This window comes from Aquamicrobium terrae (assembly GCF_052978165.1).
Map to the genome: position 1 here is coordinate 422,183 of NZ_JBRKLZ010000002.1, position 16,640 is coordinate 438,822.

General features: G+C 62.1%; 13 protein-coding genes and 1 pseudogene. 2 read left to right on the forward strand and 12 right to left on the reverse strand.

Going from position 1 to position 16,640, the window contains the following annotated elements; genetic code table 11:
• Window positions 1-8 precede the first annotated feature (8 nt).
• The 12 genes and pseudogenes from ACVCNR_RS19250 to ACVCNR_RS19305 form a co-directional block, all read right to left on the reverse strand.
• The gene (locus ACVCNR_RS19250; RefSeq protein ID WP_447076095.1) at window positions 9-698 is read right to left on the reverse strand and encodes an amino acid ABC transporter permease; all 690 of its coding nucleotides are present in this window, start codon (window positions 696-698) and stop codon (window positions 9-11) included.
• Window positions 699-786: 88 nt separating this feature from the next.
• The gene (locus ACVCNR_RS19255) at window positions 787-1,644 is read right to left on the reverse strand and encodes an ABC transporter substrate-binding protein (protein WP_354193802.1); all 858 of its coding nucleotides are present in this window, start codon (window positions 1,642-1,644) and stop codon (window positions 787-789) included.
• 350 nt (window positions 1,645-1,994) lie between these two features.
• On the reverse strand, window positions 1,995-3,209 hold the full coding sequence (locus tag ACVCNR_RS19260; protein WP_447076096.1) for a pyridoxal phosphate-dependent aminotransferase: 1,215 nt from the start codon (window positions 3,207-3,209) through the stop codon (window positions 1,995-1,997).
• A gap of 36 nt (window positions 3,210-3,245) precedes the next feature.
• Window positions 3,246-4,760 (reverse strand): aldehyde dehydrogenase family protein, encoded by a 1,515-nt coding sequence (locus tag ACVCNR_RS19265; protein ID WP_354193800.1) that lies wholly within the window; start codon window positions 4,758-4,760, stop codon window positions 3,246-3,248.
• A 136-nt stretch (window positions 4,761-4,896) separates the two neighbouring features.
• Window positions 4,897-5,274, reverse strand: a complete 378-nt coding sequence (locus ACVCNR_RS19270) for a nuclear transport factor 2 family protein (RefSeq protein WP_447076097.1) — start codon at window positions 5,272-5,274, stop codon at window positions 4,897-4,899.
• A gap of 14 nt (window positions 5,275-5,288) precedes the next feature.
• A complete protein-coding gene (locus ACVCNR_RS19275; protein WP_447076098.1) occupies window positions 5,289-6,593 on the reverse strand; it encodes an aminotransferase class III-fold pyridoxal phosphate-dependent enzyme in 1,305 nt (434 codons plus the stop codon).
• Window positions 6,594-6,633: 40 nt separating this feature from the next.
• Window positions 6,634-7,833 carry a M20 family metallopeptidase gene (locus ACVCNR_RS19280; protein ID WP_447076099.1) on the reverse strand — a complete coding sequence of 400 codons (1,200 nt, stop codon included), beginning with the start codon at window positions 7,831-7,833 and terminating at the stop codon, window positions 6,634-6,636.
• 102 nt (window positions 7,834-7,935) lie between these two features.
• Window positions 7,936-8,892, reverse strand: coding sequence for an agmatinase (speB, locus tag ACVCNR_RS19285; RefSeq protein ID WP_447076100.1), 957 nt, complete (start codon window positions 8,890-8,892; stop codon window positions 7,936-7,938).
• Between the two features lie 36 nt (window positions 8,893-8,928).
• Window positions 8,929-9,837, reverse strand: coding sequence for an ABC transporter permease (locus ACVCNR_RS19290; RefSeq protein ID WP_447076101.1), 909 nt, complete (start codon window positions 9,835-9,837; stop codon window positions 8,929-8,931).
• Window positions 9,838-9,846: 9 nt separating this feature from the next.
• Window positions 9,847-11,122: pseudogene (locus ACVCNR_RS19295) on the reverse strand (ABC transporter permease).
• On the reverse strand, window positions 11,119-12,228 hold the full coding sequence (locus ACVCNR_RS19300) for an ABC transporter ATP-binding protein (protein ID WP_447076102.1): 1,110 nt from the start codon (window positions 12,226-12,228) through the stop codon (window positions 11,119-11,121). The pseudogene ACVCNR_RS19295 and the gene ACVCNR_RS19300 overlap by 4 nt, the downstream one beginning before the upstream one ends.
• 84 nt (window positions 12,229-12,312) lie before the next feature.
• Window positions 12,313-13,392: an ABC transporter substrate-binding protein gene (locus ACVCNR_RS19305; RefSeq protein ID WP_447076103.1), complete on the reverse strand. Its 1,080-nt coding sequence runs from the start codon at window positions 13,390-13,392 to the stop codon at window positions 12,313-12,315.
• A gap of 154 nt (window positions 13,393-13,546) precedes the next feature.
• Here ACVCNR_RS19305 and ACVCNR_RS19310 point away from each other — a divergent pair, with 154 nt between their 5' ends.
• Both ACVCNR_RS19310 and ACVCNR_RS19315 read left to right on the forward strand, forming a co-directional pair.
• Window positions 13,547-15,196, forward strand: coding sequence for a 5-guanidino-2-oxopentanoate decarboxylase (locus ACVCNR_RS19310; RefSeq protein WP_447076105.1), 1,650 nt, complete (start codon window positions 13,547-13,549; stop codon window positions 15,194-15,196).
• The gene (locus ACVCNR_RS19315; protein WP_447076106.1) at window positions 15,193-16,638 is read left to right on the forward strand and encodes an FAD-binding oxidoreductase; all 1,446 of its coding nucleotides are present in this window, start codon (window positions 15,193-15,195) and stop codon (window positions 16,636-16,638) included. Before ACVCNR_RS19310 ends, ACVCNR_RS19315 begins: the two co-directional genes overlap by 4 nt.
• Window positions 16,639-16,640: the final 2 nt, after the last annotated feature.

Consider the following 16,640-nt stretch of genomic DNA (forward strand, 5'->3'; position numbering starts at 1 on the left):
TGGTTCCCTCAGTGATTGCCGACCGACATCGGGCCATAGGCCTTGCCGAAGCGACGCTCGATGCGGCGCTGGATCAGGTCCCAGGCAGTGGTCATGATCAGGTAGTAGATCGCGGCCACGACGAAGAGCTCGAGTACGAGGAACTTCTCCTGGATCAGCACCTGCGTACGGCGCAGCAACTCTTCCATCGAGATGATGGAGGCGATCGAGGTGGTCTTGAGGACGCTGTTGACCGAGTTGCCCAGCGGCGGAATGATAATCCGCATGGCCTGGGGGGCGATCACATAACGCATGACCTGGGATTCGGTCATGCCGATGGCACGCGCGGCCGCGACCTGCCCTTTGGGCACCGCCGAAATGCCCGCCCGGATGATTTCGGCCAGATAGGCTGCCTCACACAGCGCCAGGCCCAGCAAGGTCGATTGAATGACGGTGAAGCGGATGCCGAGCTGCGGCAAGCCGGTGTAGATGATTATGAGCTGCACCAGCAGCGGCGTGCCACGGAAGATCCAGATGTAGAAGCTTGCGGGGGCCGACAGGAAATGATGCCGTGACATCCGCATCAATGCGATGAAAAAACCCAGAACCAGGCCCGAACTGATCGCAAAGACCGTCAGGCCAAGGGTGACCATCGCCCCTTCGAAGAGGTAATAGTTCGTCAGGTATTCGAAGAAGCCTTCCCAGTTCCAGCCTTTCACCACATGCATCCTTTTGCACAGAAGATCGTCTCGCGCCCGGCCGGGAAGCGGCCGGGCCTATCGGGGGAGCGCAAGGGCTGCGCCCCGATCAGTTCTCGATCGGCAGATAGCTCAGATCGCCGTCGGCCGGATTGACGCCATACTGGCTCATCAGCCGATCAAACGTGCCGTCGGCCTTCATTTCCTTCAACGCATCGGAAACGGCCTGGGCGACCTCGGGTGACACCATGGCCAGCGAACCGGGCGTCGGATACATGCCTGCGATGGCCTGGGTGAATTCACCGCGGTCGTCATACTGCTTGGCCACCGGGTCGATCGAGACCGCGGCATCCGCCTGCCCGGCGCGGAGTGCCTGATAGACGGTGGCGTAGTTGTCGAACAGGCTGATGCGCATTTCCGGCAGGCCGCGCTGCTTGAATTCGGCGTTCAGTTCCTTGATCTTCACCTCGGCATAGCCGCCGATATCGGTGGAGACGGTCTTGCCGGCCAGATCCTCGGGCTTGGTGACCGAGGTGTCCCCGGAATTGGTCGAGATCGAAATGGCAAGGTTCTCGTAGGGGATCATCAGAAGGATCTTGCGACGGGCCGGAGTCACAAAGAGGCCGGCGTCGATCAGGTCCCAGCGGCCGCCCTGCAATCCCGGCACCATCGCCGCATATTCGATGCTGATGTACTCCGGCGTCAGGCAAAGCCGTTTGGCGATCTCGACGCCCAATTCGATGCGCAGACCCTTCAGATTGCCTTCGGAGTCGGCATAAGCCATCGGCGGCAGCGTCGGGCTGGTGGCCATGAGCAGATGGCCCGCCTTGACCAGGTGCTCATCGGCGATGCGGGGCGTGCAATCCTGCGCCTGAGCCGCAAAAGCGGACGCCAGCAAGGCGATGCCGGCCAGGATTCCATGAATCGCGAAATTGCCGCGCGGTGCAGTGTCGTGGTGCTGTTTCATGCTCCTCCCTCATATATGAATTCCATATTATGGTATACCATCATACTGAGCATAGCGGAGTCAACAGGAATCGTAGCTCTGGCCGGACGTTCCACGTCCTCTGGAGATCACGGGGCAACCGTCAGGTGAAAAGGTCATCGAAAGGAACGGGCGGCAAAGATACCTGGCAGCGCGAGCAGAAAACTGCCGCAGAAGGAGGAGTGCCGCCGGGTAAACCCGGGACGGCAGTTGCCGGAGCAGCAGATGCTCCAGTTGCCACGATCCACCGCTTCAGCTTGATTTGCCTGGTCGCACTCAAGCAACGCGAGACGATTACGTCTGGCCGTCAAACGGCCCCAGAGGCCAATAGGTCAGAGTCTGGCGCAAAACCGGTGAAGTCGTTTCAGCCCCTCGGTGACAAGATTGTCGGAGCTGGAAAACGACAGCCGGATGAAGTTGCTCATGTTGGGCCCGAATGCGACACCCGGAACGACCGCCAGGCCTTCGGCCCTGAACAGTTCATCGGCAAATTCCGTACCGGAAAGCCCGGTGGCGCTGACGTCGACGAAGCAGAACATGCCGCCACCGGGACGGGTGAACTTCAGGCGGGGCATATCGGAGAGCCGGGCACACATGATGTCCCGCCTTCGCAACAACTCACCGGCAAAGAAACGCATTTCCTCATCCCCGGCTTCTTGCAATGCCACCGCAGCCGCATCCTGGATGAAGGTAGGAGAGCCGAAAAGCATGCACTGTGCCAGGTTTTGGAGATGCTGCGCGGCCGTCAGGGGCGCGAGTGTCCAGCCCACCCGCCAACCGGTCATCGCATGAGATTTCGAAAGGCTGTTTACGACGATCGTGCGTTCGCGGGCACCCGGCAGGGAGGCAATCGAGAGGAACACGCCGTCGAAGACCGTGCTGCGATAGACCTCGTCGCTGATGATCCACAGATTGAAGCGGTCGGCGACCTTGGCAATGACTTCGAGGTCCTGCCGATCCAGAACATACCCGCCGGGATTGTTGGGCGAGTTGAGCAGGATCGCCCGCGTGCTCTCCCCGATGGAGGCCAGAAGAAGGTCTTCCGAGATCTTTTGGCCGTCCGTTTCCAGCGCAAGCTTGATCGGCTTGGCGATCGCGCCTCCGGCACGGATTGTCGCTTCATATGTCGCGTACCAAGGTTCCAGATACAGCACCTCGTCCCCTGCCCCGGCCACGGTCATCACCGCGGCGAACAACGCATTCTGGGCGCCGCCGAAAATCACGGCCTGATCCGCGGTCCAGTCCTGCCCGTCAAACCGCTTTTGCGCGGCGGCGACGTTTTTGCGAAGGTCCAGCGTGCCCGGAACAGGCGCATAGTGCGTCCGGCCGTTGCGGAGACTTTGATTTGCCGCCTCGCAGATCCTGCCCGGTGTATCGAAGGATGTGTCGCCAAGACACAGGCTTATGACGTCCTCGCCTCTTTCCAGGGCGTCGGCCGCCGCATCCGCGATCGCCCAGCCCGCCGCACCCTCGCTGGCGATGGCTCTTGTATGGTCCGAAAAACGGGGCGGCTCCTTGCGGTTCTCAACCTGGTGCGGCTTTTCCATCCGTGTCTCCTCACCACCGTTTGCCGGCATTCGGCCTCAATTTCGAAGTTGCGTGTAGACGCTCTTCGTGGACAAGAAACTGTCGAGCTGTTCCGGCCCCATGTCCTTTCCGAAACCGGACGCTCCCAGTCCGCCAAATGGCATCGCCGGGTCCACGAGGCCATGGGCATTGATGTAGATATTTCCGGCCTTGAGGCGGCGCGCCAACAGGATCGTTTCGTCGACATTTTCGGAATAGACGGCCGCCGCAAGGCCGTACGCGCTCGAATTGGCCCTTTCTACCGCTTCATCAAGGGTTTCAAATCGCGCCACGCCCAGAACCGGACCGAAGATCTCCTCCCGGAAAATCCGCATGTTTTCGGTACAGCGGTCAAATATCGTCGGGAGAAGGATACCATCATGGCGGCCATTACCATCCATGGGCTCGCCGGTAACGAGAACCGCGCCCTCGGCATGTGCCGCATTTATGTGGTCGAGGACGCGTTTCCTGTGGGTTTCCGAGACAAGGGGCGTGATCGCGGCGTCCGGGTCCAGTCCCGGCCCGACCGGCAGGTTTTTCGCACCGACCCTCAGCCTCTCCACCAGCTCGTCGTGAACGCTAGCATGCGCATAGACCCGCGACCCGGCGTCGCAAAGCTGCCCTGAATTCATGAATATTCCGGAGAGGATCGCCGTTGCGGCCGTGTCGAGGTTTGCCTTGTCCGTCACAATGACGGGGGACTTTCCACCGAGTTCGAGCGTCAGCCGCTTCATCGTGTCGAGGGCGGTCTTGCCGACCGCGATGCCTACCGGGGTCGAGCCGGTAAAGGAGAGTTTGTCGACGCCGGGATGGGCAGCCAGGGCTTGCCCGATGACCTGGCCAAAGCCGTTCACGACATTGATGACGCCGTCCGGAAACCCGACCCTGGTCGCCAGATGGGCGAGCCGCATCGCCGAAAGCGGCGTCAGCTCCGACGGCTTGCAGACGATCGTGCAACCGCACGCCAGTGCGGCCGCAAGCTTCCAGGACAATATCTGCAACGGGAAATTCCAGGGAACGATGACCGCAACGACACCCACCGGTTCCTTGACCGTATAGGTCAGGGTCTCCCCGGGCAGCGCAACGGCGCCGGTCGTCCTGCCATCGAGCTTGCTGGTCCAGCCGGCAAAATATTCAAGGTTCGCAACCGCGCCTGGGATATCGATGGTCCTTGCATCGGAAATCGACTTGCCGACGTCGATAGCTTCCAGATGGGCAAAGAAATCCGTTTCCGCCTCCAGCGCCTCAGCCAGCCGCAGGATCAGTTTCTGGCGTTGCAGCGGCGGCATCTTTCCCCAAGGCCCGGCAAGGGCCTTTCGGGCCGCTTTTACGGCAAGATCCACGTCTTGCGCACTGCCGCTGGCCAGTCCCGTCAGTTTGCCCTGCGTGAAAGGCTCGATCAGGTCTATCTGATCGGTACTGGCCGCAATCTCGTGGCCGTCAATGAAGTGACCTATCGTACGATCGACGAACGCAGCGACCTCGGCGGGGACCGAAAATTCATCGAAATAGCTGCCGATGCTTTGGTCCATATGTCTGCGTTCCTTGCGTGGTAGTGGAATTTCATCCGGCTGGCCATTCGCGCTCCCCATCGGGGCAACCATCCGGCAATGGCATTCGCGTCGAAAGGAGCGACCCGCCCCGAAGAGGGCGGGCGCCGTTGCAGGACTAGATGTCGAAGTGCCAGACCTTGGATACGATCTGCCATTTGCCGTCCAGCAGCACAAAAGTGAGCTCGTCGACGAACCGTTTCGGCAGATACACGTCCTTGACGCGGACATGCGCCGTCGTCGGGCTGCCGACCGAGATCGACACGATCTCATCCTGCCGCTCGTTTCCCTTGTCGTGGGGCGACGGACGATTGGCGACAAGATCCATGTAGGCGTCAACGTTCAGGTTCACCAACTTGCCCTCGGTGGCGGAGTAGAGCTGCGCCTGAGGGTGAAAGATCGAGCGAAATCTCTCGACATCGCCGAAGAACAGGGCGTCCAGGTAAACCTGTGTCGCCGCGCGGACGTTTTCCTCTACCGCGTTGGTCGTGCTCATATTGCCACCGCTCCCTATGCCGCGCGCTCGAATTCGGCGTCCGCCAGTTCCAGGCCGTGGTCGAGGGCCGCCAGCAAGGCGTCGAGTTCGGCGTCGGAAATGATGAACGACGGTGCGAGGAACAGGGAGGTCTGCTCGCCGCTGGTACCGATGATGGCTCCAGCCTCGACGGCGCGGGCCGCAACCCGGGAGGCGAGCGGGGATTCGGCAGTATCGGCATACCAGTTGCGCCAGTCGGGGCCGTGAAGCTCGACCGTCCAATGGAGGCCGAAGCCATCGACGCGGGCGACACTGGGATGCTTGCGGGCAATCTCCACCAAACCCTTGTGCATCCTGCCTTCCAGCGTCTTGACGCGGCGGATGATCTCGCCGTCGGCCATCACGGAAAGATAGGCGCGGATCGCCGCTACCGCACTCGGATGTGCGCGGAAGGTGCTATAGGTCTGCCAGCTCTTGTCCTTCATCTCCTCGACGATTTCCTTCGACATGACGACCGCGCCGGCCGGCGCCGAACCGCCCGCCAGGCACTTGCCCAGCGTGACGATATCCGGCCGGGTTTCGCCGCCCTGGAAAGCGAACCAGCGGCCGCTGCGGCCGAGGCCGGTCACCACCTCGTCGGCGATCCACAGCGAACCCGCCTTGCGCGCGGCGTTGGCCACGTAGTCCTGATATTCGGGATCGTAGTAGATACCGCCTTGCGTGTAGTCGATGATGGTGGCCGCCACCGACGACAGCATTTCCTGGCTGCCAGCCATGCGTTCCGCCAGCGGCCTGTTGTCGGAGACGCTGCCATATTTGGCGTTGACCGGTGCCGGGATGATGCGAACCGGCACCTGTGCCGGCACCGGCTTGCTACCGCCACCCTGTATGGCGAGGCCGCCATGCCAGTGCGGCTGCACCGTCATCTGGCGGGCAAGGCCGGCCATGCCGTGATAGGCGCGCTCGCGGGTGGCGAGCTCCTTACGCCCGGTCAGCGCCTGCGAGAACGTCAGCGCGAGGTCGTTGGCTTCGCTGCCGCTGAGGAAGAACCGCACGGCACCGACCCAGCTCTTTTCCTCGCCGAAGGCGATGTTGATAAGGTCCTCGGCTGCCGCCTCGCGCTCGGCCCAGAACCAGCCTTCGTTGATAACCGGATTGGAAGCCGCCTTCTTCATGGCCTCGACCATGGCCGGGTGCTTATGGCCCAGCGGGCCGCCGGTGTTGCTTCCGTCGATCAGCCGTCGACCGTCGGCCAGAATGAAATAGACGCCTTCGCCATCGACCACCTTGATCAGCGGGTCCTTGCCGGCGTTCAGTCCGGTTTGCAGAAGTCTGCTCATGTCGAGCCTCCTTGGAGTGTTGGATGAATTGGGGAACGTGTCAGCTCGAGGATGCGACGCCGCACACGTCGGCAATGGTTCGGGTCCAGATGCGGCAGGCCTCGACGAGGTCATCGACGAGGATATGCTCATCGGGCGTGTGGGCCCATTTCTCGTTGCCGGGGCCGAGGCCGACGGTGGGGATGCCGGCGGCGCACATGAAGGTGCCGTTAACGCCGAAGCGCCATGAGGCGACGCCGTTTTTTTGTCCGGTCACGCTTTCCCGCCCGCGCAGCGCCGCCAGCACGACGGGGTTGTCAGGCTCGACCCACATCAGCGGGTAGTGGGTGATGACATCGAGGTCGTATTTGAAACTTGAGCTGGCGCGGGCAACGCCGTCGAGGATTTCCCGAAGCTCGCGTTCGCAGGATTCCGTGGTTTCGCCACGAACATAGCGCCGGTCAACGCGAATGACGCACCTGTCGGGCACGACGGCGGTGCCGTTGTCCGGCGCCGATTTCATGGAAATCAAGGTTACCGTGGCCGGGCCGAGAACGTCGTCGTCCTTCATTCGCGTGGCATAGTTCTGCAGCTCCGCGAGGAAGGGAGCAGCCTCGAACACCGCATTGATGCCGTTGCCGGGCTCAGAGGCATGGGAGGTACGGCCATAGACGGTGATCTCGACATCGATCTTGCCACGATGGCCGATATGGACCTGGCCCCGGCTGGATTCCGTGTTCAGGCCGAAATCGGTGCGCACGCCACGGGCGATGACGGAGGGGACGCCAAGCAGCGAATCCACCTCCTCGCCGACATCGGCAACGAGGACGACATCGCCGCGCAGCCGTACCCCTGCCTTCCTGATGGAGCCGAGCGCATAGGCACTGGCCATGACGTTGCACTTCATGTCGCAGGTGCCGCGGCCGTAGATGGCGGTGCCGACCTCACCCCAACGCCCGGCGTCGACCAGTTCGCCACTGAACGGATCCTTCATGTCGCCGGTCGGCACATGATCGATGTGACCGTTGACCATCAGCGAGGGGCCGTTCCCCTCCCCGCTCAGCACGCCGATCACGTTTCCGTTCGGGTCGATCTCGACCGTGTCGAACCCGAGGTCCTTCAGGTGCCTGGCATAGATCTGGGCGACGGCGCCTTCCTCGAAGGAAAGGCTCGGCGTTCTGACGACCTCCTGGCAGGCCGCGACCATCCGGTCGATATCGAGCGCACTGTCGATGGCGGCGAAAACATTCTCATTGCTCATAATGGACGTGCCTCTGGCGGTTTGGGAACCAAAGTCCTTCAGGATGTTTGCTTCGGTGAGCGCCGGCACGGGACCAATGGCCCCGCGCCGGCCACTCACGTCTCAGCGTGCCTTTTCGACGGCCTTGGCCATCACGCACAGAATCTCGAACATCATGTTCGCGGCGGTGACGCAGGTGATCCCGGTCGGGTCGTAGCAGGGCGCGACCTCGCTGATGTCGGCGCCGACCAGGTCCCTGCCCTGGAGGGCGCGGATGATCACTTGGAGGTCGCGCGGCAGCAAGCCGCCGATCTCGGGAACCGCCGTGCCAGGCGCGTAGGCTGGATCGATGCTGTCGATGTCGAGGGAGATGTAGAACGGGCCGTCGCCGAGCACTGCATTGATCTTCTCGATCGTCGCAGCTCGGCCCATCTCCTCGTAGTCGTCGAGGGTGATCACGTTGTAGCCCATGTCGTAGCCGAACTGGACGTCGTCGTCGCCGAAGCGGCTGCCGCGCAGGCCGAGTTGCACGACGCGCTTGGGATCGATCAGCTTTTCTTCATATGCGCGGCGCATGAAGGTAGCGTGGTTGACCTTGGTGCCGCACATCGTGTCCATGACATCGGCGTGGGCGTCGATGTGCAGGATGCCGACCGGCCGGTCGGAAGCGAGCGCGCGCAGGATCGGCGTCGGGATCGTGTGGTCGCCGCCGATGGCGATCGGCCGAATGCCGGCATCCTTCACGGCCTGGAAATAGGCCTGAATCTGCTCGACGGACTCGTCCTTGTTGAGTGGATTGATCGGCGCATCGCCGATGTCGGCGACGGTGCAGAGATCATAGGGACGCACCCCGGTGACGGGATGGATGCGGCGGATGATGCGCGATGCCTCGCGCACGCCGGCTGGTCCCTGGCGGGGGCCGGAGCGGTAGTTGAGGCCAAGATCGAAAGGAACGCCGCACAGGCCGATGTCGATGCCGGGCTGGATGTCGTGGCGCCGGGTACGCATGAAGGTCGCGACATCCGAGAAGCGCGGTGTCACCGCAGCGTCAACCGGCTGGAAGTCGTTCTTGTCGAGCATGGATGTCTCCTGAGTTCTATCTGTAATTCTTTGTGGTTACGTGCTTACGCCGCGCATCCGGTCCGAGCGGCGTCGCAGCAACTCGACGGCCGTGAGAAGGCCGAGAGAGAGGAAGACGAGGATCGTCGCCATCGCGAGAATGGTCGGGCTGATCTGTTCGCGGATACCGGCCCACATCTGCCTTGGAACGGTTCGCTGATCGTAGTCGGCCAGGAAGATGACTGTCACGACCTCGTCGAAGGATGTAGCGAAGGCGAACACCCCGCCGGAGATGACGCCGGGCAGGATCAGCGGCACGATGACCTTGAAGAAGACCCGCATCGGCGATGCGCCGAGGCTGAGGCCGGCACGGATCAGGTTCCGGTCGAACCCCTCGAGCGTCGCGGCGACCGTGATGAGCACGAACGGCGTGCCGAGCACGGTATGGGCGATGATGAGACCGGCGAAGGTTCCGGTCAGCCCGAGCATCGAGAACACGAAGTACATGCCCGCCGAGGTGATGACCAGCGGCACGATCATGGGCGAGATCAGCAGGCTCATCACCAGACCCCGGGCAGGCATGCTGGGGCTCGTCAGGCCGAGCGCCGCCAGCGTGCCGAGCAGCATGGAAAGCAGGGTCGTGGCGATGGCTATGACGAAGCTGTTCTTGAGCGAGTGGATCCACTGCGCATTGTTCCAGCTATCGGCGATGTAGCCCCAGCCGAAAGACGCATTTGGGTCGTTCATGCCGTTCTGAAGAATGTCCCAGTACCATCTCAGCGAGAAGGCCGAGGGGTCGAGCCGCAGCATTTCGCTGGAGAACGTGAAATAGGGCGACGTGTTGAACGACAGCGGAATGATGATCAGGATCGGTGCGATCAGGAACAGGAGGATCAGTCCGCAGACAGTCAGGTAGCTGTAGTGCGCAACCCGGCCGACGAGAGAGGTGTGTGCAGGCAGTGCCATGGTACGCTCCTAGCCCATCCGCAGGCCCTGGCCGCCGGTGAGACGGTTGAAGAGCCAGTAAACAAGGAGGACGCCCACCAGCAGGATCGAACCCAGGGCCGCAGCCAGGCCCCAGTTCAGGGATTGCTGCATGTGGTAGGCAATGACGTTGGAGATCAGCTGGCCGCTTTGACCGCCGACCAGGGCGGGCGTGATGTAGTAGCCAACGGCGAGAACGAAGACGAGCAGCGTGCCGGCAAGCACGCCCGGGATCGTCTGGGGAAGGTACACCCGCCGGAATGCGGTGACCGGAGAGGCGCCCAGCGAAAGCGCGGCGCGCACATAGGATGGCGGGATGGCCTTCATCACGCTGTAGAGCGGAAGAATCATGAACGGCAGCAGGACGTGCGTCATCGCGATGAGTGTGCCCGTGACGTTGAAGATCAGCGACAGCCGGCCGCCCTCACCGACGATCCCGAGCCAGACGAGCAGGTCGTTGACGACCCCGTTCCCCTGCAAAAGGACGATCCAGGAGGTGGTGCGCACCAGCAATGAGGTCCAGAAGGGAAGCAGCACGAGCATCATCAGGAGATTGGACGTTTTGAGAGGAAGCCGTGCCAACAATGCGGCGACCGGATAACCCAGCAGCAGGCAGAGCCCGGCAACCGCGGCGCTGACCCATAGCGTGCGCCAAAAGAGCGTCACGTAGATCGCCTTGTTCGCGTCGACGCCGTGGATCGACCCGTCGGCCGCCTGCTGAAGGTCCAGGGCCGCCAGGAAATGCCGCGACGTGTAGGGCTGGCTCAGCCGCTTGATCAGGGCCCAGAGGATCCGGATTTCCCCAGTCGGGCGCAATTTCGATCAGCTTCTCCTTCCAGCCATTCTCGGGCTCGGAAGAGAGCTGCCTCGCCGTTCTCATGATCAGCGGCCGCGCGCCGGTCCAGTCGAAGTTGAGCGCGGAGGTGACCTGGCCGAGCTTTTGCTCTTCGCCGGCCTGCTTCAGGTCAGCGGCCAGGTTCGCATAGGTCTCCTCCGGCGGCGTCTCCTTGCCGTCCCAATCGGCCAGGGAGGCGGACGTCCGGTACAGGACCGCGCCGAATTCGTCATTGCTGACCGCTCTCGTCAGCATCGTGGCCAGGGGCCAGGCGAACATCACCGCCAGAAAGATGCAAAGCGGGGCGACAAGGGCCAGCGCCCTGAGTCGGGTCTGCCTCCGCGAGCGGCGGTGCTGCCGCAGGATGAGGTTTTTCCGGGACGCATCCGTGCCGGCGGTCTGGAGCCAAGAGGCCGCCACGCTTCCCCTCATTGAACCGGCCCCGAGGAATGGCCGGCTGCGGCATCAAGGGCCCGGCAATCGGTGGCGTGCCATCCAAGCGTGATGGCCTCGCCCTTGCTAAAGGTCCGGCGCAGCGATGCATTCTGAACCTTGACGATGAATTCATGTCCGCCGAACACGCGCACCTGAATCCGGGAATGGTCGCCGACATAGATCTGGTCGACGATTTTGCCTGTCACCAAGGTGCGATCGCCGCCGTCCGGTGCCGGATCGACGACGATGCGCTCGGGTCGCAGGGACAATTGCGTCGCTCCCCCGGCCTGCGCATCGGTTACGGCCATCGCGGCTATCGTGTCGCCATTGGCGAGCATGACCTTGCAAAGGTTGCCGCTGCGTTCGACAATCGTGCCGGGCAGCATGTTGTTCTCACCGATGAACTGGGCAACGAAGCTGTTGCTCGGCGTCTCGTAGACCTCCGCCGGCTTGGCCAGTTGCTGGATCTTGCCGAAGTTGAAGACCGCGATCGTGTCGGACATGGTCAGGGCTTCGGCCTGATCGTGGGTCACATAGACGATCGTCACGCCCAGCCGCTCATGGATGCGCTTGATTTCATATTGCATCTGCTCTCGGAGTTGCTTGTCGAGAGCGCCGAGCGGCTCGTCCATCAATACGAGTTTCGGATCGAAGACGAGCGCCCGGGCGACGGCCACGCGCTGCTGCTGCCCGCCCGAAAGCTGGGCCGGCCGACGGTTTCCCAGATGGGGAAGCTCGACCATTTCCAGCGCCCGGTTCACTTTCTGGGCAATATCCGCCTTGGAGATGTTTCTGACCTGCAACGGAAACGCCAGATTCTCGGCGACCGTCATGTGGGGGAAAAGGGCATAGTTCTGGAAGACCATGCCGATGTTGCGCCGCTGCGGAGCGACCCGGTTGATCGGGCGTCCGTCCAGATAGATCTCGCCCGACGTAGCCGTCTCGAACCCGGCAAGCATCATGAGGCACGTCGTCTTGCCGGACCCCGAAGGCCCCAGCATGCTGAGGAATTCACCTTCCTTGACGTCCAGGTTCAGGTTGTCGACGACCGATGTCTTGCCATCGTAGGTCTTGCTAACGTTTGCAAAGGAAACCGACGCCAATGTTTCTCCTCCAGGCAAAGTATTCACCCTGCTGGCAACGCGCGTTGCCAGCAGTCATTCGTTCGAGGCGAACCGGGTAGCCGCTTATTTGGCCAGCCAGGAATTGAACCGCGCAAAAAGCTCGTCGCGATAGGTCGACCAGAATTCGCTGTCGGATTCCACGGCATTGTCGAGATGCGCCGTCGGGACGAAATCCTTCATTTCGACACCCGTCTTTGCATTCTTGCCGATCAGCGCGATGGCGGATTTGCGCACCGGTCCATAGGAGCTGGAGTTCGTGATCGCCGCCTGCTGCTCGGTCTCGCTGGAGAAATTGACGAACTGCTTCGCTGCATCGAGATTGCGGGTGCCCCTTGGGATCATCCACACATCGCGATCCCAGACCTGTCCGTCCCATACGATTGTGAACGGCTGCTTCTCGTCGTTGATAGCGTTGAAGATGCGGCTGCTGTACGCAGAGGTCATGACGACTTCGCCATCGGCCAGAAGCTGCGGCGGTTGCGATCCCGCCTCCCACCAGACCACTGACGACTTGATCGTGTCGAGCTTGGCGAAGGCCCGGTCGACGCCCTCCTTGGTCGCCAGCACCTTGTATATGTCGGCCGCGGGGACGCCATCGGCCAGCAGCGCCCATTCGAGGTTGACGTCGGCGGATTTGCGAAGGCCGCGCTTGCCCGGGAACTTCTTCAGATCGAAGAAGTCGGCGATCGTCTTCGGGCCGTCCGCCAGCTTGGAGGTGTTGTAGGCTATGGCTGTCGACCAGATCACCGATCCGATGCCGCAGTCGCTGATCGTGCCCTCGATGAAGTCTTGGTCGGCCGGTGTGCCGTCCTTTGCGGCCGGAAGCAATGCCGGGTCCTGCTTTTCGAGGATGTTGTCGAAGCAGCCGATTTCGGCGAGCGCCTTCTCGCCGACGACGACATCCCAGGTTACGTTCTTGGCTTCAACCTGGGCTTTGATCTGGCCGAGGCCACCATTGTAGTCCACCGAGTTGATAGTGATACCGGTCGCCTTCGTGAAAGGTTCGTAGAAAGCCTGCCTCTGGGCCTCGGTATAAGCTCCTCCCCAGGATACGACCGTGATCGCATCTGCTGCAAAGACCGGCGCGGACAGGCCGCCTGCGGCGATTGCCAGGACGGCGACAGACGTCAAGAAACGCTTCATGAGCTGGGCTCCCCATTGTTGTTTGCGGTTTTCACGATTTCCGTATTTCGGAAACTATTTTCATTTTTCAGGATGATTAGGGGGTTGTCGGCGCCTTGTCAACGATCTATTCAAAATAACAGAAACTGTTTCCGAAAAACGGAAGGGGAGGAAAATGAAGCATACCGGTGGGGCAGAACTGATAGCGCAACTGGAAGGCTACGGCGTCGACACGGTGTTCGGCATGCCGGGCGTGCATACGCTGGCTTTCTTCGAGCCGCTGGCTGCCAGCGGCATCCGGCATGTCGGCGCACGCCACGAGCAAGGCGCCGGCTTCATGGCGGACGGCTATGCCCGCGCCACCGGGAAGCCGGGCGTTTGCCTGATCATCAGTGGCCCGGGTGTGACCAATGTTGCCACGCCCATCGGCCAGGCCTATTCGGACTCCATCCCCCTTCTTGCCGTCACGAGCGCGATCGCTCGCGACGACATCGGCCTCGGCCGCGGCATGTTGCACGAGATCACCAATCAGCAGGCGGTGAGCGCGCCGATCACAGGCTTTAGCGCAACGGCACTGACCGGTCAGCAGATCGGCGAACACCTGGCCCAGGCCATGACATCGTTCCAGACCGAACGCCCCCGCCCGGCCCATTTGTCGATCCCGCTCGATGTCCTCGACGAAGAGGTCGAGGCAAGGCGCAGCCGAAAATTCCTTCCCCAGCCACCCGGCCCGAATCTGGCCGATGTCAGGGCCGCCGCGGATCTGATCCGCAAGGCGGCGCGCCCGGTCATCCTGGCAGGCGGCGGCTGCCGCAATGCCGGTTCCGAATTGACCCGCCTTGCCGAAATGCTCCAGGCGCCCGTCGTGACGACCGTCGCGGGCAAGGGCGTGGTGCCCGAATCTCATCCGCTTTCCCTCGGCTCGACGCTGCAAAGGGCCAGGATCCGAAGGCTGGTCGAGGTCGAGGCCGACCTCGTGCTGGCAATTGGGACCGAAATCGCCGAGCCTGACCTCTACGTGACCGCCGACAGCGAAGCTGCCGGCGATGCGCCACCGGTTGCCGATGCGACCCGCCTTTCCATCGCCGGGAAATTCGTGAGAATCGACATCGATCCCGCCACGACGGTCAGGACCTACGCGCCGGATGCGGCGATGGTGTCCGATGCGGCCCTCGCCGCCGACGCCCTTGCCGAGGAGTTGGCGCGCGCGGAATTTCCTCGTTCCGTCCCGTGGCTCACCGACATTGAGGCGATCCGACATCATGTCAGGAACGATGTTTCGCCGCTCGAACGTCAGCACATCGCGGTGCTGACCGCGGTTCGAAACGCGTTGCCCGCCGATGCCCTCGTCTATGGCGACATGACACAGATCGCCTATACCGGCTGCGTCTATTTTCCCGTCGATGTGCCCGGAACCTGGCACTTTCCGATGGGTTACGGCACGCTGGGCTACGCCCTGCCCGCATCGATCGGAGGCGCGCTCGGCGCTTCCGGCCGGGCCTGCGTGGCCATCGTCGGCGACGGCGGCCTTCTTTTTACGGTGCAGGAACTGGCGACGGCGGTCGAGCAGCGATTGCCGCTTCCTATCGTCCTGTGGGACAATGACGGACTTGGCGAGATTGCCGATTTCATGCGGGCTCGCGGCATTCCCGAAGTCAGCGTCCGGCCGCTCAATCCGAACTTCAAGGCGCTTGCCGAATCGTTTGGATGCCTCACCGCCGAACCGCAGTCTCTGGAGGATATCGAGCGTGAGGTGCGCGCCGCCTTGTCGGCCGACCGCCCCACGCTGATCATTGTCAGGCAGAGCTCGGAATATCTGCGATGAGCGATGATATCCGTTCCAGGACTTTCGATTTCAAAAGTGCCGGCGGCGCTCTGGAAGCGCGGTTTGCGTCGAAATTCACCATCGCGCCAGGCGTCCGGGACCACCATGGCCATGACGAAGGCTGGCACGCACCTGCCAGGCCAGACGGGGTGCTCTTTGCCGCGACGACCGAGGATGTCATCGATGCGGTGCGCATCTGCGCCAGATTCGGCGTTCCCGTCATCGCTTACGGTACCGGAAGCGCCATGGAAGGAAGCGTGAATGCTGTCCAGGGTGGCCTGACGATCGACCTGTCCGGCATGAACGCGGTCGTTGCCGTCAATGCGACCGACATGGATTGTACGGTCGAAGCCGGGTGTACCCGCTCCATGCTCAACTCGTTTCTTCGCGACACCGGGCTTAATTTTCCTGTCGACCCCGGCGCCGATGCGACGCTTGGAGGAATGGCTGCGACGCGCGCATCCGGGACGATGACCGTGAAATACGGTTCCATGCGCGACAATGTCATTGGCCTAGAGGTCGTGCTGGCCGACGGCACGGTCGTGCGAACGGGGGGGCGCGCCAGAAAGTCCTCTTCCGGTTATGACCTCACGAAACTGTTCGTCGGTTCGGAGGGCACGCTCGGCATCATCACCCAACTGACCTTGCGGCTTCATCCGATACCCGAACATGTGCTGGCGCTTCGCGCCGTGTTCGAGAACACGGGTGCGGCGATAGATTTTGTCGTCCTGCTGATGCAGATGGGTTATCCGGTCGCCCGTGCGGAGTTCATGGACGAGCGCGCGCTCGAGGCTGTGTGCAAATATGAAAAACTGGAATACGAGCTTCGTCCCACGATCTTCCTCGAGTTCCATTCCAGCGTGACGCCGCTTGAAGACATCCGCCAGGCAATCCAGGAACTTCTCGAGCATTGTGGCGTGGATGCGGTGCACTTTGCCGAGGATGCCGAACAGCGCGCCGAAATCTGGAAGGCTCGCCACAATGCGGCCCATGCCGAGCCATTGCTGCGGCCCGGTGCAAAGGCGATGGTGACCGATGTCTGCGTGCCCCTGTCCCGCCTGGCGGACTGCATCACCGAAACGCAACGCGATCTGGCGGAGACCGGGTTATGCGCTCCCATTGTGGGCCATATCGGCGACGGAAATTTTCATTTGGCGATTTTGATCGATCCGGAATCTCAATCAGAGATTGAGGAAGCGGAACGTCTTCACGCAAGGCTAGTTGACCGAGCCGTCGGTTTCGGAGGAACAGTGAGCGGCGAACATGGCATTGGACTGGGCAAGAGGCAGTATCTCGAAGGTGAGCATGGATCCGGCCTCACCGTAATGAAGACGATCAAGCGGGCACTCGATCCCCGGGACATCATGAACCCGGGCAAGATCTTTCTGCCCGCGCCCATTGGCTTCGAAGATCGCGGTCCTATAGATGACACCCCGGAATGAGA